This window comes from Chromobacterium sinusclupearum (assembly GCF_002902845.1).
Lineage (GTDB): Bacteria > Pseudomonadota > Gammaproteobacteria > Burkholderiales > Chromobacteriaceae > Chromobacterium > Chromobacterium sinusclupearum.
On record NZ_PPTF01000073.1, the window covers coordinates 1 to 20,230 of the forward strand.

The 20,230-nt window shown below is 57.8% G+C and carries 21 protein-coding genes and 1 pseudogene; 14 read left to right on the forward strand and 8 right to left on the reverse strand.

Annotated elements, in window-relative coordinates:
- The 4 genes from C2134_RS15655 to C2134_RS15670 form a co-directional block, all read left to right on the forward strand.
- Positions 1-1,101: DUF2345 domain-containing protein (locus tag C2134_RS15655; protein ID WP_146042177.1), on the forward strand; the 1,101-nt coding region annotated here is incomplete at its 5' end.
- The gene (locus tag C2134_RS15660) at positions 1,101-2,351 is read left to right on the forward strand and encodes a hypothetical protein (RefSeq protein ID WP_103321076.1); all 1,251 of its coding nucleotides are present in this window, start codon (positions 1,101-1,103) and stop codon (positions 2,349-2,351) included. The genes C2134_RS15655 and C2134_RS15660, both read left to right, overlap by 1 nt.
- Entirely contained in the window at positions 2,336-4,090 is a 1,755-nt protein-coding gene (locus C2134_RS15665; RefSeq protein WP_103321077.1) for a LasA N-terminal domain-containing protein, read from the forward strand. Before C2134_RS15660 ends, C2134_RS15665 begins: the two co-directional genes overlap by 16 nt.
- Complete coding sequence (locus C2134_RS15670; protein ID WP_103321078.1) at positions 4,091-4,642, forward strand: ankyrin repeat domain-containing protein; 552 nt, start codon at positions 4,091-4,093, stop codon at positions 4,640-4,642.
- 189 nt (positions 4,643-4,831) lie between these two features.
- On the opposite strand, the pseudogene C2134_RS15675 reads toward C2134_RS15670, so the two are convergent.
- Positions 4,832-5,116 (reverse strand): annotated as a pseudogene (locus tag C2134_RS15675) (transposase); the annotation flags it as partial.
- A gap of 166 nt (positions 5,117-5,282) precedes the next feature.
- Here C2134_RS15675 and C2134_RS15680 point away from each other — a divergent pair.
- Positions 5,283-5,942, forward strand: coding sequence for a hypothetical protein (locus C2134_RS15680; RefSeq protein WP_103321080.1), 660 nt, complete (start codon positions 5,283-5,285; stop codon positions 5,940-5,942).
- A 212-nt stretch (positions 5,943-6,154) separates the two neighbouring features.
- Here the strand turns inward: C2134_RS15680 and C2134_RS15685 are convergent, their stop codons facing one another.
- Together C2134_RS15685 and C2134_RS15690 are read right to left on the reverse strand one after the other, a co-directional pair.
- Positions 6,155-8,605: a two-component system response regulator gene (locus tag C2134_RS15685; protein WP_103321081.1), complete on the reverse strand. Its 2,451-nt coding sequence runs from the start codon at positions 8,603-8,605 to the stop codon at positions 6,155-6,157.
- Complete coding sequence (locus C2134_RS15690) at positions 8,602-10,029, reverse strand: sensor histidine kinase (protein WP_158248784.1); 1,428 nt, start codon at positions 10,027-10,029, stop codon at positions 8,602-8,604. Before C2134_RS15690 ends, C2134_RS15685 begins: the two co-directional genes overlap by 4 nt.
- Positions 10,030-10,685: 656 nt before the next feature.
- On the opposite strand from C2134_RS15690, the gene C2134_RS15700 reads away from it, so the two are divergent.
- The 6 genes from C2134_RS15700 to C2134_RS15725 all read left to right on the forward strand — a co-directional run bounded on the left by C2134_RS15700 (position 10,686) and on the right by C2134_RS15725 (position 15,141).
- Positions 10,686-11,021 carry an ArsR/SmtB family transcription factor gene (locus C2134_RS15700; RefSeq protein ID WP_047258549.1) on the forward strand — a complete coding sequence of 112 codons (336 nt, stop codon included), beginning with the start codon at positions 10,686-10,688 and terminating at the stop codon, positions 11,019-11,021.
- Positions 11,022-11,043: 22 nt separating this feature from the next.
- Positions 11,044-11,526, forward strand: a complete 483-nt coding sequence (locus tag C2134_RS15705; RefSeq protein WP_103321084.1) for an ArsI/CadI family heavy metal resistance metalloenzyme — start codon at positions 11,044-11,046, stop codon at positions 11,524-11,526.
- Positions 11,527-11,545: 19 nt separating this feature from the next.
- Positions 11,546-12,040, forward strand: a complete 495-nt coding sequence (locus tag C2134_RS15710) for an arsenate reductase ArsC (protein ID WP_103321085.1) — start codon at positions 11,546-11,548, stop codon at positions 12,038-12,040.
- Between the two features lie 47 nt (positions 12,041-12,087).
- Positions 12,088-13,158, forward strand: coding sequence for an ACR3 family arsenite efflux transporter (gene arsB / locus C2134_RS15715; RefSeq protein WP_103321086.1), 1,071 nt, complete (start codon positions 12,088-12,090; stop codon positions 13,156-13,158).
- Positions 13,159-13,532: 374 nt separating this feature from the next.
- A complete protein-coding gene (locus C2134_RS15720; protein ID WP_103321087.1) occupies positions 13,533-13,703 on the forward strand; it encodes a CsbD family protein in 171 nt (56 codons plus the stop codon).
- A 148-nt stretch (positions 13,704-13,851) separates the two neighbouring features.
- Entirely contained in the window at positions 13,852-15,141 is a 1,290-nt protein-coding gene (locus C2134_RS15725; protein WP_103321088.1) for an NRAMP family divalent metal transporter, read from the forward strand.
- On the opposite strand, the gene C2134_RS15730 is transcribed toward C2134_RS15725, so the two are convergent.
- The 5 genes from C2134_RS15730 to C2134_RS15750 all read right to left on the reverse strand — a co-directional run bounded on the left by C2134_RS15730 (position 15,138) and on the right by C2134_RS15750 (position 17,684).
- The gene (locus tag C2134_RS15730; protein WP_103321089.1) at positions 15,138-15,455 is read right to left on the reverse strand and encodes a chaperone modulator CbpM; all 318 of its coding nucleotides are present in this window, start codon (positions 15,453-15,455) and stop codon (positions 15,138-15,140) included. The two genes, C2134_RS15725 and C2134_RS15730, sit on opposite strands and share 4 nt — an antisense overlap.
- 5 nt (positions 15,456-15,460) lie before the next feature.
- A complete protein-coding gene (locus C2134_RS15735; protein WP_103321090.1) occupies positions 15,461-16,399 on the reverse strand; it encodes a DnaJ C-terminal domain-containing protein in 939 nt (312 codons plus the stop codon).
- Between the two features lie 92 nt (positions 16,400-16,491).
- Positions 16,492-16,746 carry a lmo0937 family membrane protein gene (locus C2134_RS21945; protein ID WP_233164248.1) on the reverse strand — a complete coding sequence of 85 codons (255 nt, stop codon included), beginning with the start codon at positions 16,744-16,746 and terminating at the stop codon, positions 16,492-16,494.
- A gap of 87 nt (positions 16,747-16,833) precedes the next feature.
- Positions 16,834-17,058, reverse strand: coding sequence for a hypothetical protein (locus tag C2134_RS15745; protein WP_146042178.1), 225 nt, complete (start codon positions 17,056-17,058; stop codon positions 16,834-16,836).
- A 218-nt stretch (positions 17,059-17,276) separates the two neighbouring features.
- Entirely contained in the window at positions 17,277-17,684 is a 408-nt protein-coding gene (locus tag C2134_RS15750) for a PRC-barrel domain-containing protein (RefSeq protein ID WP_158248785.1), read from the reverse strand.
- Between the two features lie 801 nt (positions 17,685-18,485).
- On the opposite strand from C2134_RS15750, the gene C2134_RS15760 reads away from it, so the two are divergent.
- From C2134_RS15760 to C2134_RS15770, 3 genes are all read left to right on the forward strand, one after another.
- The gene (locus C2134_RS15760) at positions 18,486-18,992 is read left to right on the forward strand and encodes a BON domain-containing protein (protein WP_103321094.1); all 507 of its coding nucleotides are present in this window, start codon (positions 18,486-18,488) and stop codon (positions 18,990-18,992) included.
- 224 nt (positions 18,993-19,216) lie between these two features.
- Positions 19,217-19,780, forward strand: a complete 564-nt coding sequence (locus C2134_RS15765) for a lipid-binding SYLF domain-containing protein (protein WP_103321095.1) — start codon at positions 19,217-19,219, stop codon at positions 19,778-19,780.
- Positions 19,781-20,012: 232 nt separating this feature from the next.
- Positions 20,013-20,228 (forward strand): hypothetical protein, encoded by a 216-nt coding sequence (locus C2134_RS15770; protein ID WP_103321096.1) that lies wholly within the window; start codon positions 20,013-20,015, stop codon positions 20,226-20,228.
- The last annotated feature ends 2 nt before the right edge of the window (positions 20,229-20,230 follow it).

The following is a 20,230-nucleotide window of genomic DNA, read 5'->3' on the forward strand; positions in this document are numbered from 1 at the left end:
GAATCCGGCAAGACCCAGCTGAATCAGGGCTTCCTCACCCACCCGCGCAGCAACGGCAAAGCCCAGCCGCGCGGCGAAGGCTTCGAGCTGCGCACCGACCAGCACGGCGCCATCCGCGCCGCCCACGGCCTGCTGCTGTCCACCGAAGCGCAAAACGGCGCCGGCGGCAAACAACTAGCCAGAGAACACGCCCAGTCCCAGCTCGACGCCGCGCTCTCGCTCAGCCAAGCGCTGGCCGAAACCGCCAGCGGCCAACTGGCCGACGCCATGGAAACCGGCCCCGACGAAATCAGCCCGGACAACGCCAAAGCCGGCAAAAAGCCGGACGGCCACCTGCAGCACCACGTCGACGCGCTGAAGGCCTGGGAAGCCGGCAGCAACACCGACAAAGACGGCAAAACCGCGAAAGAACAAGCCGGCCAACAGCCGCTGCTGGTGCTGTCCGGCCCGGCCGGCATCGCCTCCCTGACCGAACAAAGCCAAACCGTCTCCGCCGGCGCCAACCTGAACCTGGTCGCCCAGCGCGACGCCAACCACACGACAGGACGACGCTGGCTGCACAACGTGGGCCAGCACATCAGCCTGTTCGTGGCCGGGGTGAAAGACAAGGTGGCGCTGAAGTTGATCGCGGCGAAGGGCAAGGTGCAGGTGCAGGCGCAGAGCGACGCGATGGAGCTGACGGCGGATAAGGATGTCACCATCACTTCCTGCAAGGACAAAATTATCGTCCACGCCGGCGACGAAATCCTGCTGACCGCCGGCGGCGCCTACATTCGCATCAAAGGCGGCAATATCGAGGTCCACGCCCCCGGGAAAGTAACGGTCAAGGGCGCCAGCCATACGCTCGACGGCCCAGCAAGCATGGATTGGTCACAGCCGCAATACAAGAAGATCGTCTGCACCGAGCAGATCGATGCCCAGTTGCTGACCGAGGCGCACCCCGAGTTCAGCGGCAAAAAATATGTCTACTACTCCGCCGATACCGGCAAGAAAATCGCGTCCGGCGCGCTGGACGGCAGCGGCATGACCGACCGCATCCATCTGCCTGGCGTCAACAACATCAAGGCCCTGATCGGGTCCGGAGAATGGGAAATCCTGTAATGAACCATCGCTATGCTTTTATCGCCATCGGAGCGATGGCGCTGTCTGCCCCCCGCGCCGACGCCGCCAACCAGGCGGAGGACGTCTCGGTAGACTTGGGCTGGAACACGCTGCAGCTTCATGCCAGCCAGACGCTGGCAGGCTCGACACCGGCGCAATATTCGGCGAAGAACCTGTTCGACCCCAGTCCGGCCAAGGCCTGGATTTTCCACGGAGAGCCGATACCCCGCGACTCTGAACAGATCGCCAATCCGGCAACGCTGACACTGACGCTGATGAAGCCGAGCTCGCTGTTCGCCGTCGCGCTGACGCCGGGCTACGCCAAATCGGCAACTACCCAGTTCCAGAACGCCTCGCCGAAGAGCGTCACCATCAGTCTGTACCGGCCGCATGAGGACAAGCCATTCGAAACGCGCCGCTTCGCCTTCAGCTACCATGCGCGTGAATATTCGCTGCCGCAATTGCAGCGGGAGCTGAAAACGGTTGCCTTCACCAACCAGTCGGATGACAAGATCACCGGCAAATCTGACAACGCGCTGAACTCGGCCGAAAGGCTGCTGCTGATCAATGCCGGCGGCGCCCAAATCGCCAAGCTGGAGCTGAAAATCTCCGCCATCGAGCCGGGAGCGAAATTCACCGATGTCGCCGTCAGCAAACTCCGCCTGCTGGACCGGCAAGCCAACCAGAATAGCGCGGAACTGAGGCTGGCGCACTTCATCGCTCACGACCTGGACAACGCCGCCAAGCAACTGGCCGCCACGCCGCGCTGCTTGGTGTACACCGAACAAAACGCCTGGCCGCAGTTGACAGACCGCGCCTGCACCGGCCCGGCCGCGCAACTGCAGCAAGGCCAGGCCGATCAAGGCATCGACGATGTCATCCTGACACGCAAAGACGCGGCCAGCCGGCAATACCAGGTTCCGTTCGCAGTCGCGCTGCGCGACGCGCAAACCACCGGAACCGGCCGCAACAGACAGCTGCGGCTGTCCGCTGCCGACATTGCGGGAAGTGAATTGATACTCGGCAAGAACGCCAACGGCCAGTTGCAAGCCCTGTCCGGCCTGGCGCTGACCCAGGCCTTCCTGGCCAACCGCGCCGATGGATTCGGCAAGGCGTACCTGCAACCTCAGGGCAGCCCCTACTTCTTCTTCGCTTATTCCCGCCCGCAGTTCACACCGGATAAGGACGGCTACCAGTTGAGCATTTATGGCCCCGCCGGACGCCAGGAGGCGCAATGGGCAACCAGGTAGAGAAGTACAAGGATTTCGACTTCGGCAAATACAGCGAAGAACAGAAATACGACATCCTGCAGCGGCTGTTCGAACATCACGCCGCCGCCAACGGCAAGAATAATGTCGACGGTTTCGCATTCGAGACCGCCAACGGCCGGGTCAACCTGATAGGCGCGCGCGGCTTCGACCACGGCAAGGTCGTCAAGGACAGCAACAAGGTGTTCGACGACACCTTGTTCGTCGTCTACAAGGATGTGTCCGGCCAGAAAAAAGTCGCCGAATTCGAATTCAACACCGAGCCCTACAGCAAGCAGAGCGGCCAGCTAGCCGGGCGGGTGCTGATCAACGGCCTATACCAGTACAAGCTGGGCAATCACAAGATATCGTCGTACCACGACCATGCCAGCCTGGCAGAAATGCAAAGGACGCACCATTTCGCCCAGCGCCACAACTACCGCGCGCTGAGGATAGTCAAGGGCCTGGCCTTCCGCGCCCAGAACACCGGCACGGCCAAGGCCCCGGAATACGAGTTCAGTCCGGACCAGCCGGGCGCGCCGTCGACGACCTACGAACACAACATCCACTACGGCGGCGAAGGTCCTAGAAACCGCACCAGCAATTGGAGCGAAGGCTGCCAAACGGTGAAGGGCCTGGACAACTACATTCGACTGTTGAAAATCTTGGAGCAAGATTACAGCTTGGCCGGCACCATCAATAACGAACTAGTCGCTAAACCGGCAACTGATGGCAAACGCGCCGTGGTCTACGCGCTGCTGGATGGTCACCAGATTGCCGACGAGACCAAGGTCCAGGTCAAGTTTCTTGATCGTATTCTTCAACCTATGATCGATGTATGGTACGAAATCCGCCACGGCGACCAGACCATCACAGGCAAAACCGACCAAGACGGCGACACCGGCGCGCTATACGGCCACGATCCCAAGGACAAGATCAGCGTAAAGGTGAAGGGGCCGGTAGGAGATGCCAAGAAGCTACCACCCATGCAAGCAAAAGAGAGCGTATTCCACAAATACTTATGCGTGATCAGTCCCAAAGTGTTGTGCGACGGCCTATCACGCCCAGACGCCGACCACAAGGAACCCGAGATCGACAAGACTCAGTCCAAGACCCATAAGCACCACAACAAGGAACGCAAACCAGTTTCCAAAGTGGAAGTACCCAAGGACCGCAATCCGCTGGAGAAACCGATACCAGACGACGAGTTCGAGGACTGCAACGCGCTGAGCCAGGAACAGATCACCAGCATCATCAAGGCCAATAATGCAACGCTGGTCGATACCTACAAAGCTGACGAGCTGATCTACAAGGCGGCGCAGAACTACAAGCTGAACCCCAAGATTCTGCTGGCGACGATGAAGCAGGAACAAGGCTGGGCCAAGAACGGCCGCTACAACAAGCTGATGGGAGTCGGCCCCGGCGGCCAGCCAACTGCGATGGGCGTTGAAACGTCAATCAACAAGTCGGCGCAGATTTATCGCAAGCAGTTTGACGACGGAAAGAAAAAACTCACCTCGTTCAAGATCAATTATGACCCCGGCGCCCACGAGGTCGCGGCGGTCGGCAGCAGCGGCGCGGCAGTCAGCGAGGACGAGGCCAAGGCGATGAAGGAAGGCTATCTGTACACGCCGCGTACCGCCTCCGAATACGCCAAGCTGCACTACACGCCGTGGACCTACTTCCCTCCGCAGCGCAGCCGTCCCTACGATACCTGGGTGAAAACCTTCCGGAGCTTCTGAATGAAAATCCAATTTCTGCTGGGCCTGGGCGCCCTACTGTTGACACAGCACGCGCTGGCGGCCTGCGACAAGGACGGCTGGCGGCAGCTGCTGCGTCATGCCGACGCAACCTCCGTCATTTCCTACGTCAAGAACCAGCATTGCGACGTCGACCAATCACTAGATGAGGTTTCCAAGACGCCACTGGTCTACGCGATCGACATCCGTAACCGCGCCGCGGTGCAGGCCCTGCTTCAAGCCGGCGCAAATCCCAACGTCGACGGCTACGATGGCAATACACCGCTGTTTTACGCTGTGGCTGCTAAAGATCTGAATATCGTTCAGGATTTGATCACCAAGGGGGCCGACGTCAATGCCGCTACCCGAACCAGCGAAATCACGGTGTTGATGGCCGCCGTCCTGGATTCCACGCCCACGATCGTCCGCTATCTGGTCGCACACGGTGCGTCACTAAGCGATACCGACAAGTACGGCCATAAGCCAGACGACTATGTAGCCAAGCTCCCGATGAAGCAGCAAGCTGCTATACGCGCCGCATTGAAGAAAAACTGAATGCGGGATAGTCACACAAAAACGGGGAGCGGCGTGCGTTACTTCCCGTTGACGCTGTTGCATTTAATCTCCCCCGCTTTTATAGATACTTAGACCTGCTAACAAAACCAATTTATGCCAAATGCAAACATCAGTATCTAGCGAAGATGAATCGTAGGGCAGGATTGCCTACAGGAGCCGGGGCAGTCCAAGCAGATGCAACCCGCCTGAGCTTTTCTGGTAGGGAGTTTGGACCAGTAGCGTCTGCTGCCGCCTAGATAGCGTGCTGTTGTCCAAGACACTCCAGTCCAGGCACACCAGTTTGAATAGGCTTTGAATGAAACCGATGGACTGCCGCAACGCCAGCAGGAACAGGTTCTTGATGATAAAGCAGAGCCGAATGGCCGCATTGAGGTAGGCCTGTGATCGGCCCTCCTGCCCTCGCGGTTTTGCCAGCCATATCATCCTTGCGTCGAGCCAGATGGACAGAGAGCCGGACTAGATACCTACCTATCAATTCAGAACTAGCCCGTTCTTTCGCACAGGGGAATATAACTTTTTTTGTCCTAAGTTTAGCTAGCGTTTAGCAGCATTCAACGCTGGACAACGCGTTTTCAACGCAGGGTCTATTCCAGGCACCCCATTCTCTCTGGAGAAGCTGATGATCCCGATTCCAAGCCCAGTCACTCAAGTCCGTATTTTTCCGTATATCCCAGACTCGCACATCATTGTGCCCCCGGTATTTATCAGCGGCACCGGCACTTACTCAGTAGGCACGTTGGGTAAGAGCATTTTTTACAACCTTGACCTGACCGCGGGCGAATCACAAAACGGCGGGCCACATGCCGGTAACAAATACTACGCTATTTGCAAGGGCGCGGATGGCAAGGAGTTCACCACTACCTGGCTGACATGCCTCAAGGGCGGCTCTACCCCTCAGTTCGGCCGTACCATCACCCTTGGCCGCCCCTCTGTCGCAAATGGCCCGCTAGTCAGCAACGACTACACTCGCTCTAAACAGGTTCACCTGTCGGATATCACTGTCAACGCCTTCATCCAACCAGATGAGCCTCTATCGCTGCCACTGATCGCCAATGGCAACGGCATTGCCTCCTTTGTAGGGCAGTTTCCCGGCGGCTTCTGGTCAGTTACCGTTACTGGTGGCGAATATGTGAATCCGTTGCAAGTCGGCATGACCGTAACCATCCAAGGCATCAATACGGCGACAGGCAAACCATGCTTCATCCCGGCCATCTTCGTCACGGAAGATGCCAGTGACCCTGCCGAGTTTGTTGAACACCGTATCCCGCGCGATTTATAGTTGATATTGCTGAAAATCAGTGAAAATCGAAGTGGTAATAAGCCGTGCTATGCCCCATCTGAAAATCGATTGGGTGTAGCACGGCTTGGTTTAATCTACGACATTCAGCATCGGATTCTGAGGCAGACCTTTCAGGTCAGACAACCTGCTCCCTTCAGTAAGCAACATGAAACTCCTTGGTTTGCAGTTTGACATGATCAAGACCGCGAGGCTTAGCACCCAGCACCTAATATCATCCCATGGTTCTTCTGTAACAGAGCAGTAAACTGCTCCATCTGCAAGGGAACCGAGTATAAATAACCTTGCACGTAATCACAGTAACTGGCTCTTAGAATAGCAGCCTGCTCCACCGTTTCTACCCCTTCTGCGATGACCTCCAATCCTAGCTTATGCGCCATGACGATGATAGCCTCGCATAATGCAAGGTCTCGCTGATCTTCTGCCAGCTGTCTGATAAACGACTGATCGATTTTCAGGTAGTCCAGTCGATATTGCTTCAGATAGGACAATGCGGAATAGCCAGTACCAAAATCATCCAGCGCGATGCGAATACCAGCAGCGTGATAACGCTCCAGTACCTCCTGCACCCCTACAGGAGTCCCCAGCAATAAACCTTCGGTGATTTCCAATACCAACGCATCACCAGGTACGCCGCTACTTGCCAGCTTATCCAGCCAACGATGGTGATTATCTGCCTCCCGAAAATGCAAAGCAGACACATTGATGGAAACGCTTAGCTGTTTGCCATGCTTTTGGCGCCAGATGCCCACATTCCTCAGAGCCTCGTCGAAGACCCATTCAGAAATCTCATCTATCAAGCCACAGTCCTCTGCAATCGGGATAAAGACAGAAGGCTCGATATCACCATGCTCCGGATGCCTCCAACGCAGCAAGGCCTCTGCCTTCGCTACCTTTCTCGTCGCCATCTCAATGATCGGCTGGTAAACCAGATAAAACTGGTTTTGTTCCAACGCTTGATGCAACCCGCTGGAAATGTGCAACCGAACCTCCGAGGCCCTCTGCATGACCGGCTCAAAAAAACAGTGTCGGTTGCGTCCCGCATGTTTGGCACCATACATAGCTTGGTCGGCATTACGCAGCAGCTCCTCTACGGTGATGCCATCTGCGGGGGACAACGCAATGCCAATACTACCCGTAACATAGCAAGTGGTCTTTTCCAGCTCTACAGGCTCAGCCAGCCTGGCGAGCAGTTTCTGGGCCACCTGATCAACACTGCCCGGTGTGTCGATATCACCGAATACGATGCAGAACTCATCACCGCCCAATCTAGCCACCGTATCGCTGGCACGCATACAGTCTTGCAAACGCTGCGCCACTACTGCCAGAACCTGGTCTCCAAGGCCGTGACCTAGGGAGTCGTTGATGGTTTTAAAGTGATCCAGATCGATCAGCAACACTGCGATCATCTTGTTTTGGCGTACCACTTGGCTCAGCTCATACTCCATCCGGTCATATAACATCCGACGGTTGCATAGATTGGTAAGCGGATCATGCTTTGCAAGAAAGTCTAGTTGTTCCTGCGCCGCCAAGACCGAACTGATATCAGAGAAAACCAGCACGTAATTACCAATTGTGCTATCCACTCCAGGCACAACGCTGATGCTCTCCCAAACATTGATCATGGAGCCATTCTTATGCTGGTAACTAGCATTGCCCTGCCAAAGCTTTCGTTCTCCCTGACGTAACTGCCTCAGAAAAGTCGCACTGTGTGGAACTTGATAGATCACATCTATATTCGACCACTTTTCCACCTCATCGATGCCATAGCCAGTTAACTGGGTAAAGGCAGGATTGACTGAAATCACTTTGCGTTCAGCATCCAAAATCGCAATACCCTCGGCGGTGGAGTCGAATACGATAACCGCTTGCCGGAGTCGCTCCTCAGTCTGGCGCCGCCCTGTCACATCCTGCATCACCCCTATAATACGGCCTCCATTCGCACCTTCATCGAAGCGCTTACCATGCGTTTCCATCCAACGCACATTCGCAGGATCCTCTGCATGAGTACGAAAGCTCACATTGAAGCTGCCACCATCCTGGCGGGTCCGCTCAATTGCCTCCGCTACCGCAGACTCGTCGCGCGAATCGATCTGTTGTAGAAAGTGACGAATGGACTCGCAGACTACAGAGTTAGGCGAAAGCAGTTCCTCTTCATTCAGACTGAACACGTTCATCTGGTCGATTTCGACATTCCACTCCCATACCTCCAGCTGCCCTACCTCCATTGCTCTACAAAACCGCTCGACTTGTATGTCGGTATTTCGCTGGATGCCAAAGCGCACCATGGTCATCTGCAGAGTGGCATGTAACTCTCTAGGCGAGACCGGCTTGACCAGATATCCGTAAGGCAAGGCACTTTCAGCACGCTGCAGCGTCGCATCTTCGGCGTAAGCGCTGAGGAACACTATGGGAATCCTCAATTGCTGGTGGATTTCCCGCGCGGCATCAACACCATCCATTGGGCCTTCCAAGTGAATGTCCATCAATACCAAATCGGGGAGTTGCTCCCGTGCCTTGTCTATCGCCAGCTTGCCATTGGCGACTACGCCGCAAACGGAATAACCCAAGGCCTGCAACTGCAATTGCAAATCCATGGCAATGATTCGCTCATCCTCCACGATCAAAATGCGAATGTTTTTCACGGTGAGTCTCCCGCACCAAACACCGGAAAGCGAGCCTCGAAACGGACACCCGGCTGATTGTCATGCATGCTCAACTCCGCACCCATCTGCTCGGCCAGCATCGGCACCAGCTGCAATCCTAATGATTTCGATTGGCCGGCAGCGATCGGAGAGGGCATACCTACCCCATGATCAGCAACCACTAGCAGTGCATGCTGTGCATCCAGCAAGGACAAAGTGATCCAAATCGTTCCCTGGCCATTGGGATACGCATGTTTAAGCGCGTTGGTCAGCAGCTCATTGATCAACAAGCCGCAGGGCGTGGCACGCTGCAGTTCAATGCAAACCAAACCCACCGGCGAGTTCAGTTCCACCTGCAGCCGACCGGCTAGCAGACCGTAGCTGCTCAACAGTAATTGGTTGATGCGCTGTAAATACTCTCCCAGATCAACCTTGGAGAAATCATGCCGCTCGTACAACAACTGGTGGATCAACGCCATAGAACGCACCCGCGCCTGGCTGTCCTGCAAGACATGGCGAGTGCTTTCCTCCTCAACATAATGTGTCTGCATATTGAGGAGACTGATGATGACCTGCAGGTTGTTCTTGACGCGGTGGTGTACTTCATTGAGCAGGGTAGTTTTCTCTTGTAGCGCCATTTCTAATTGGTGCTGCACCTGCTTGCGCGAAGTGATATCGACAATGCCAGCAAGCACCATTGGACCATCCTCCGTTTCAATCGGATTGAGCCCAATCTCGATGGGAAACTCACTGCCGTCCTTGCGCAGGCCGAACAGATCGCGGCCCACACCCATTGGGCGCGCCTCTGGTCGCTGCTGGAAGCTCTGCCGAAGATGGCCATGCTGACGGCGGAACCGCTCGGGCACCAATCGTTCCATCGGCATGCCAAGCAGTTCATTGGAGCCATAGCCAAACATTGATTCGGCCAGGCGGTTGAACAACGTGATGGCACCTGCGGTGTTCACCATGATCATGGCGTTTGGTGCCTCTTGTACCACTTGGTGGAACCGTTCTTCCAAACGCTTGCGCGGACTGATATCCCGCGTGATCTTGGCGTAGCCGCGCAGTTCTCCGGAGGGGTCGTACAGCGGCGTCAATACGATGTCTGCAAGGAAACGACTGCCATCCTTGCGCATGCGCCAGTCCTCGCCAGTATAACGTCCCTGCTGTCGGGCGATGGCCAGCTCCTGCATCGCCTTTTGCTCGGTATCCGCAGAAGGGAGGTAAAAGCAGCTGAAGTGCCGACCGATGATCTCATCGGCACAATAGCCTTTCATTCGTTCCGCTCCGGCATTCCAACTGCACACCCGGCCATCGGTATCGATCATGTAGATCGCGTAGTCTTTGACACAGTTCACAAGCAGACGAAAGCAGGCATCACTTTCGCTGATTCCGGGCAACACCATACTCTCGGTTGTCTGCATTACAGACCCCCTTTGTGGGCGCATTAACACATTATCGTTTGATGCCCACCGATACCTTGCCTACCTATCTTAGCTGCTAGCTGGACTATTTGTGCCCGTTCAACACATTTTGAGAATTTTATGTGAGCTAGGCATTGCCCTCGTTCCTCATTCAATACTCCTGAATCTCCACCGTTTTCCTAGATACTTCAGCGGGTTTCTCTTCGAAAGCAGCCATCCGGGGGCTACCGTGTGGACTTCCGCTTTGGCCGAACAGCAGCAGCCCCCATATCACACAGTCCGCCCTGACAAGTAGCGCCTCTTTAAAGTTGGGAACCATAAGCTGGCCAAAATCGACGATTTGCACCCATAAACTGGCCAAGAACTGGAACGATGTTTCAAACGCGGAAAGCCTTGCTGAGAAACGCTTTCAAGGGGCCGGGGTGGAGAAAAACGGAATGTATTTGGGACGGCGGAGTGGCTAGAAATGCGAAACGGGAAGTATAAGCTGGCCGTTTTGGCCAACTTATGCTTCCCGTCACACACTCTTGTGACCGGAACCATATCTTGGCCGCCCTTGGGAACCATAAGCTGGCCGCACACAAAAATCTGCACATGCTCTTTCTTGATCATTCCATCTGCTTGACAATACTCGTTATTTCTATAAATATAGAAATATGGAAACAAAAACCGCTGTCACCCTCTTGGCCGCTCTGGCGCAGGACACGCGCCTGGCGATCTACCGACTGTTGGTCCAGCAAGGCCCCGAAGGCCTGGCGGTCGGTCAGATCGGCGAGCGGCTCGCCGTGGCCAATGCCACGCTGTCCTTCCACCTGAAGGAGCTGTCCCATGCCGGTCTGATCCTCGCTCGCCAGGAAGGGCGCTTCATCTACTACTCGGCCAACTACGAGCAGATGAACGGCCTGTTGGGCTTTCTGACCGAGAACTGCTGCCGCGGCGAGGCTTGCACGCCGGCGAGCAGCATCTCGCCTTGCGATGGCGCGTGCCAGTAACGATTCACACGGGAATTCGATCATGAAACGCTTTCACGTCCACGTCGCGGTAGCCAATCTGGAAGACAGCATCCGCTTCTACTCGGCGCTGTTCCATGCGCAGCCCACGGTGCAGAAGACCGATTACGCCAAGTGGATGCTGGAGGATCCGCGCCTCAACTTCGCGATCTCTAGCCGCGGCGGCGCCGCTGGCATCGACCACCTGGGCTTTCAGGTGGACAGCGAGGAAGAGCTGGCGCAGTTCCAGCACCAATTGCAGGCGGCCGACATCAGCATGGTGACGCAGACTGGCACCGCCTGCTGCTACGCCGAGTCGAACAAGCACTGGGTGACCGACCCTTCCGGCCTTGCCTGGGAGAGCTATCAGACGCTGGCGTCGATCCCGACCTTCAACGGCGGGGAATCTGCCGCCGGCGAACCGGCCAGCGCTTGCTGTGCGCCGAAGACCGCCACGGTCAAAATCACACCCAAGAACACCTGCGCGCCCGACAGCGGCTGCTGCTGAGCGCCAAAGGAAACCTGCCATGAACCAAGCCATGGTCAATGTGCTGTTCCTGTGCACCGGCAATTCCTGTCGTTCCATCCTGGCTGAGGCGGTGTTCAATCACCTGGCGCCGGCGGGCTGGCATGCAATGAGCGCCGGCAGCCAGCCGACCGGACAGGTGCACCCGCGCTCGCTGGCGCTGCTGGCGCGAGAAGGGATCGCCACCGACGGCTGCCACAGCAAATCCTGGGATCACCTGCCGGCTACGCCTGATATCGTGATCACGGTATGTGCCAGCGCCGCCGGCGAAACCTGCCCGGCGTATCTGGGCCCGGTCCTGCGCTGCCACTGGGGCGTGGAGGATCCTGCCCATGCGGCGGGCAGTGATCAGGAGATCGACGCAGCCTTCCTGACAGCCTATCGCATCTTGCGGGCGCGGATCGAGGCGTTCCTGGCCCTACCGCTGGACCTGCTGCGCCAGGACCGGCCCCTGCTCAAAGTAGAGTTGGATCGCATCGGTACGCTGCACCCCTGACACTGCCCTCACCGCAGCACGCAGAATCGCCCCCCTCGGAGAATGCCATGTCCTCCCCATCTGAAGTCGCCCATCCCTGCGCCGCTGGCGCCACGCTGAGCCTGTTCGAGCGCTACCTGACCGCCTGGGTTGCCCTCTGCATTGTGGCCGGCATCGGCTTGGGGCAGGCCTTCCCCGGCCTGTTCCACGCGATCGGCGGTTGGGAAATCGCCCAGGTCAACCTGCCTGTAGGCCTGCTGATCTGGGTGATGATCATTCCGATGCTGCTGAAAATCGATTTCAGCGCGCTGCACCAGGTTAAGGCGCACATCAAGGGCATCGGCGTCACCCTGTTCATCAATTGGCTGGTCAAGCCGTTCTCGATGGCCTTTCTGGCTTGGCTGTTTATTCGGGTATGGTTTGCGCCGCTTCTGCCTGCAGAGCAGTTAGATAGCTACATCGCGGGCCTGATCCTACTGGCGGCTGCGCCGTGCACCGCCATGGTGTTCGTCTGGAGCCGGCTGACCGGCGGGGATCCGTATTTCACATTGTCCCAGGTCGCACTGAACGACCTGATCATGGTGTTCGCCTTCGCGCCGCTAGTCGGGCTGCTGCTGGGCGTTTCCAGCATCGCCGTGCCGTGGGCCACGCTGCTGACATCGGTGGGACTGTATATCGTGGTGCCGGTGCTGATCGCGCAGGCGATCCGCAAGACACTGCTGAACAAAGGACAAGCGGTATTCGATGCCGCCATGCATCGCATTCAACCGTGGTCGATTGCGGCGCTGCTGCTGACCCTGGTGTTGCTGTTCGCCTTCCAGGGCAAGGCCATTTTGCAGCAGCCGCTGGTGATCGCGCTGCTGGCCGTGCCCATCCTGATCCAGGTGTTCTTCAATTCGGCGCTGGCCTATTGGCTCAACCGCCAGGTCGGGGAAAAACACGCCATCGCCTGCCCGTCGGCGCTGATCGGCGCCTCCAACTTCTTCGAGCTAGCCGTCGCGGCCGCGATCAGCCTGTTCGGCTTCCAATCTGGCGCCGCCTTGGCCACGGTGGTGGGCGTGCTGATCGAGGTGCCGGTGATGCTATTGGTGGTACGCATCGTCAACTCGACAAAGCCTTGGTACGAGCGCACAGCCTGAGCGTCGCTGCGGCCGCTGGTGAGCAACTTTAACTTCGTTCAGACACGACGGTTGCGAACATACACTCCCGCCCAAAACTTGGCTAACCACATGATTCTACTGATGAACACCCTAATCGGGACGACTAGCGCCTCGCAGCCGCAAGACTGCCGCGCCGCTACATCACCCATCTAGCCAAAAGCATGAAAATCCTTTTTTCCTGGCTTTCCCTTAGGCTGAATATCGACCAAGGCCACCTCTGCATTTTTTCCCGAGAGTTATGTGCGCTCCCGTACATACCCCGCCAGCATTCGCGCTTACGCTCATAGGGTATTGCTGGGCCACACGCACTGCGTACTGTCTTGCAATCGCGTCCAAACCAACGGGAGAACGCCATGAACAAGGATCAGATCAAGGGAAAATTCAAGGAGATCACCGGCAGCATCAAGGAAGCCACCGGCAAAGTCATTCACAACAAGAACCTGGAAGAAAAAGGCACTCAGGAGAAAAACCTGGGCGAAGCCCAGTCCGACATGGGCAAACTGAAAGATGAGCTTAAAAAATAGATTATTTGCATAAGCCATCCCGCGGCTCGCCATGATGACGACAGCAAATCCGGCATCGACGGGCTGCGGTGGATTCTGGCTTGGCAAGGTGATGATTTGCGGCGGGGCCGCCTCATCTCCGAGCCCGCAATCAGTGAAGGATGCGCCCATGGCAGCTCAGACTCGCAAACGGCAACAGCTGTGGCAGCGTATCAAGGCCCATCCACTGGCGCGGATCGGCCCGGGACTGATTACCGGCGTAGCGGACGACGACCCAAGCGGCATCGCCACTTATGCGCAGGCCGGCGCGCAATTCGGCCTGAATATGCTATGGACCATGCCGCTGGCCTTTCCGCTGATGGCTGCCGTGCAATCGATGTGCGGCAATATGGGCCGCGTCACTGGCAAAGGACTGGCCGCCAACATCAAAGATGCCTTCTCTCCATTGGTGTTGCGGATATTGATCGTGCTGCTGCTGATCGCCAATATTCTAAACATCGCGGCAGACGTTGCCGCCATGGGAGAGGTGACGGAATTGATCTCCGGCCTGAACCGCCACCTGATGACCACTATTTTCGTCTTTGCCATCCTGCTGCAGCAAATGTTCGTCCCTTATCATCGCTATGTGTTCTTTCTCAAATGGCTGACCCTCACCCTGCTGGCCTACACCGCGGTTCTTTTCACCGTGCATGTGCCATGGCCAGAAGTCGCTCTGCGTACGGTCTGGCCTCGCTTCACGCCCAATGCCAATGCCGCCGCCGTGGTAGTAGGCGTATTTGGCACCACCATCAGCCCCTATCTGTTTTTCTGGCAGGCATCGGAAGAAGTCGAGGACATGCTGGCCATCAAGGGTAGCCGCGCGCTGATCTTGGATAAACGCGTCGCGGCGTCGGAGTTGCGCCGCATACGCTGGGACACCTGGAGCGGCATGTTCTATTCCGACATCACCGCTTTCTTCATCATCCTGGCCACCGCGGTCACGCTGCATACCGCGGGCATCACCGACATCACCACCGCCGCGCAAGCCGCCAGCGCATTGCGGCCGCTGGCGGGCAATGCCGCCTACCTGTTGTTTGCCTTGGGCATTATTGGGGTCGGCCTGATAGGCGTGCCGGTGCTGGCCGGCGCGGGAGCGTATGCGGCATCGGAGGTGATGGGCTGGAAAGAAGGGCTGGAGCGCAAGGTGCGCGACGCTCGCGGTTTTTACAGCATCATCGCCGTCAGCATGCTGCTGGGGCTCGGCATCCAGTACTCGCCGATCAGCCCGATGAAGGCGCTGTTTTGGAGCGCAGTCATCAACGGTGTAGTCGCCGTGCCTTTGATGGTGGTGATCATCATATTGGTTTCCAAAAAATCGGTGATGGGGGCATACACCGCCAGCCGGCCTATGACCATTCTGGTCTGGATCGCAACACTGGTAATGGGGGCCGCGGTGGTACGCATGCTGATGCCGGGCTAGTGCTTGCCAGTCCGATCCAGACACGCGCGCAAGGCCTGCAGCTCGTCCAGCAGATCCAGCACCAGCGCCACGCCGGAGGGATTGATCTCTAGATCGCACGACAAGCGCCAGGCCACCCGCGCGCGCCGCAAGGCATCGCCACGGAAACGCCAATTCTGCGGCGACTCGCCCTGCGGCTCCAGCGCGCCCTCCCGTACCCAGCGAATAACAAAGGCCTCTTCGGCATGGCTGGCCTGACACAGTTCAAGCAGCGTCAGCTCCAGTTGCTCCTCCACCACCACGCCCTGAGTCACTGCCGGCTGGTTCTGATCCATGATGGCTATCCTTTCAACGCGCTGCGCGGATTGAAGTCAAAGGCATGAGCCATGGCCTGGTAGGCAGCGCGCTCCCGCTCGCCCGCCACCGGCGGTAAGACTATCGTCAGCGCCACGTATAAATCGCCCGGCACGGCACCGGGAATGCCGCGCCCCTTCAGGCGCAATTGTTTCCCGGCCTGGGATCCAGGCGGTATCTTGAGCTGAACCGGACCATCAGGCGTGGGCGCTTCTACGGATGCGCCAAGCGCCGCCTCCCACGGCGACACCGGCAGATCCAGGAACACATCGCGCCCTTCAACACGAAACAGCCGATGGCGCTTGAATTCAATTTCCAGATACAAGTCGCCGGCCGGCCCGCCTCCGGGCGCCGCGCCTCCCTGTCCGGCCAGGCGCAGATGTTGCCCCGCCCGTATGCCTTTGGGGATGGCCACCGACAAGGTGCGCGTCTGCAGCACCACATGGCCGTCCGCAGTCTGGGTCGGCATCCGCAACTCCACGCCGCGTTGGCAGCCGTGGTAGGCATCTTCCAGATCAATCTGCACTTTGGCGTGATGATCCTGCCCGACGCCATGGGCATGAGGGTTCCCGCCGCCTCGCGCGCGCCGGCCAAACAAGGATTCGAAGAAATCGTCCTGATCAGCCGCAAATCCTCTGCCGAAATCACGGCCATCAAACTCGAAGCCGCTGTCCCAATCCGGCGGAGGCTGGAAGTCCTGCCCGCTTTTCAGATCGCTGCCCATCAAATCATAGGCGGCGCGCCTCTCAGGGTTCTTCAATACCGCGTAGGCCTCGCCGAGTTCCTTGAAGCGCGTCTCCGCATCCGCCTCCTTGCTGACGTCCGGGTGGAATTTTCGCGCCAGCTTGCGATATGCCTGCTTGACCTCATCCTGCGTGGCAGTGCGCGCAATCCCGAGCGTTTCGTAATAGTCGCGGAACTTCATGGCCGCGCGCTCAGGCTGCGGACCCGTCGTTTCATGATGGCCGGCCTAGGCGACGCGCCTCGCTGCATGATCGGCTCCATCGCTGCGGCAGCTTATAGCGGCCGCCCCTGGATAAAACGCACCAGTATCGCGACCACCGCCAACAACAAAAGAATATGGATGAAGCCTCCCATTGTGAAAGCCGTCAGCAAACCCAAGGCCCACAAGATCAGCAAGGTGACAATGACAATTTCAAACATGGCATTCTCCCGGACAACCGTCGGAACTGGAGGATAAACGCAGTCCACATGACGCTCGCCATCAAAGGAATTGTGGCGTACGGTCAAACCGCCAAAGCGATCCGGCATCGCCTGTCGCGCCGCCGGCTGGGTGGCGGCGACCTGCCGCCATGGGATGCCGCGATGAATTGCGCGCCAAACCCACGGGCGGCTGATTCAGTCATCTATCGGCCAATCGCCGTCAACCGTTTCGTACTCCTCCAGATCGTGCTGACTCGTCTCGTCAAACGGGTCGTAGATCTCGGTGGTGAAACTGAAGTACCCGGTGGAGCCCGGCAGTATCTGCCGAGTCGGTAACCAGGTTTCGGGTAGCGACTTGATATCGTCTTCAGGCAACCAGAACATGTCGCCATCGCTATCGTGTTGAACAAGCGGGTCCATGATCATGCTCCTATGAAGCAAACCTCCTGCGACATTGCATGAGGTCGGCATCGTTACCATGAATGTGAGGTAGCAGACTGTCTGTGCGCCATCCAACTAAGTGGGGATGCGTATGGCTTATCCGGGGCGGGCCAATGCGTTCGGCATGGCAATATCGTGACAGCGCTGCCACAAGCTGTAAAACCTGTGGCAAGGGGCCAGGGCCACATCCGGATTATTTAGTCGAGTCCGCGGCCATAGTCGGCCGCCTTGTCGGGCAAAGGCGTTGCCTGGCTCACATGCAGCCACTTGTGCACTTCAATGTCAGGGACCTGCCACAAATGCAAACGATCCATACTCACCACCAAGCGATTATTCGTGGCATCAAACATGAAGGCGCTCCACGGCACGGCCACCCTTTTGCCGTCAAGGTCCAGCAAGCCGCGAATCGACAATTGCACATAGGCGATGCAGCCCGTTTTCACGTTCAGCATGATTTCCTTGATATCGCCCAGAAACACATTGCGCTGGTTGTAAACGTCGCTGCCGATCAGCGCATTCACCGCCATCAGCTCCACCTGCTCCGCCAACTGCGTATGGTCTTTCACTCGGTACACCCCGTAAATATCGCGCTCTGCGTAGTCCATGATCGTCTCCATCGCAAGGCCCCACCATGCCCAGCTCAGCCCATCTGAACGAGCAGGCTAGCAACCCTTCAGGAACATCGAAGGCAACTTGCTGCTTCGCCGTAAAAAAACCGGAGGCACTGGATTCCTTGCCCGGCCGGACAGCAGACCAGGCTCGCCTCGCTATATCCTGCGCGAGGGCGGCTGGGCAGTCTGTTCGCTAACCCACGCAGGGTTGTCACTTACCACTGTCCGCTCCGGCTGTCCGCGCCAGCGCCTGGAACTACGCCATCGATAATCAGCGCAAGCAATACCTGATGGGTGATCAGCCTCATCGTCTGGCTGTCCGATCTCCAGCCAGACGTTTTACAGCTTCATCCTGGAGAATCTGGAGAAATGCGGCGCCCTCAAGGCCATCGGCGCCGAAGGACGCGAACTGGTGGTGATGATTCTGCTCATGGCTACTTTCACCGCGGTCACCGGCTTTGGCTTAGGCATAGGGCTGATCACCCTCGCTCGAAGCGGCCCAACTAAGCGTCCATCATCACCTTCTGGAACCTGGCGCTAGCCTTTGGCATGGTGGTGATCATCGCCGCCATCTCCAGTTATTTCGCCATACGCCGAGTGCTCAAGATTGAGCTATTCGATATCTTCCGCGCCTAAGCACAATTCAGCACGCCGACAGCCCGCTTGAGCGTTGATCCCGGACCAGGGTAGCGCGCCACCTGTTCCAGCAAAGGTTGGCTGCCTGGCAGTGAATCCGGCACAGCGATCGCTCCGCCCTGCGCGGAGCGATCTACGGTTTAGCAAAAGGAATCGATCATGCTTACCCCATCCATGCAACGCGCAAGCCGCTTTACTCTGTTTCTTGCCTACACCGCGCTGATCACCATTTCTGCAGGCGCCCGCGGCGATAGCGTCAGCACCATGCCGGACAACCCGCCAGCCCCGGCACAAACCATGGGCGATACCTATGCCGAAGGCTCCGAGATGAGCAGCTATGTCACGGACGCCATGATTACCGGCAAAGTCAAAGCCGAGCTGTTCCGCGCTCCTGATCTGACCTCGTACGAAATTCGCGTGGAAACCGATAACGGTCGAGTCATGCTGAGCGGGCAGGTGGATACACAGGCCGAAGTTGACCGGCCGGATATTTGGCGCTGGGCATCAAGGAGGTCCGGGTCGTCATCAACTATATGCGTGTCCGCGGCTCCCAATAGCCACGCACTCCCCGACCGTCCTCACGCGCTCGGGGAGGACATCACCGCCACATCGGTTCCTGAATGTGCATGCATCAACGGGCGCCTCGCCTTATCACCTAGCGCCTGATAGAAGCTCGGCATACCGTGACGGAAGACATAGCACCAGGCCGAAAATCTCCCCTCCGGTACAGTCTCGCGTCGGCTATGTTCGCTGGCGAACAGTGGCTGTTACCGCTGGCGAATATGATGGGCGCTGAAACTCACCATGCCCATGGCTTGCGAAACAAAGCGCCCTAACTTTACGCCATAGCATTCGAGGAGAGTCTCAGACCCCTTTCAAGGAGTTCCACCATGATCCATCCCCTCCGAAATCTACAGAAAGTCCTGTTGCTGGCCGCCACCGCGCTGATGCTGTGTCTGGCCAGCGCGTATACCCTGGCCGAGTCGACACGCGATCTGGATGAGGTCTCCCTGCAATCACTGCACATGCTGTATCAAACGAGCCCTGCAGCGGAAAGTCTCTCCCACAAGGCCTCCGCCATTCTGGTGTTTCCCAAGATTGTCAAAGCCGGGCTGATCTTTGGCGGCGCATACGGCGAAGGCGTGCTGCTGGAAGGAGGCCACCCCAACAGCTACTACAACTCAGTCACCGCATCCTGGGGCTGGCAAGCAGGCGCGGAATCCTATGGCTATGTGGTATTTCTGATGAATCAGAAAGCCGTCCGCTATCTGAAAAAGTCCATGGGTTGGGAAATCGGCACCGGCCCCAGCGTGGTCGTGGTTGATGCCGGCGCGGCGAAAAACTTAAGCTCGACGACATTGCGCAACGACGCCTATGCCTTCATCTTCGACCAGCAAGGCCTGATGGCCAGCCTGAGCATAGAAGGCACCAAGATTTCGCGCATCAAGCGTTAAGCCCATCCTAATCTGATGCCGCCTTGCGCCGCCTCGTCGTACCATCGGCACGGCCAAGGGCGGCGCGCCGGCTCCAGAAACCATGCGGCGCCAGGCCAAATGATTTGGCATGTGCGCTCCAACGCACAGACCGCTACCCATCCTTGCCGCACGCTCGGCAGTACTGAACTCTGTTCCATCGCAGGCGCTCAACCTTGAGGCCGAGTGCGAATCACGCGTGAAGGAGCCTCTCATGTCCAGATACCACATCGAAACCGAACGCAACACCGCGGGACATTTTGTTGGCTGGTCTGTCCACAATGCACAGCATCCTCCGCTTTCCCGTATCTATCCCTTGTACGAGATGGCGGAGTCTGAAGCCATGCGGCTGGAGACGGAGAGCAATGGGCAAGAGGCTGCCGCCACGCCGTCGCAATCCACCATCGCTCCCCTCCTGCATCGCCGCTGATG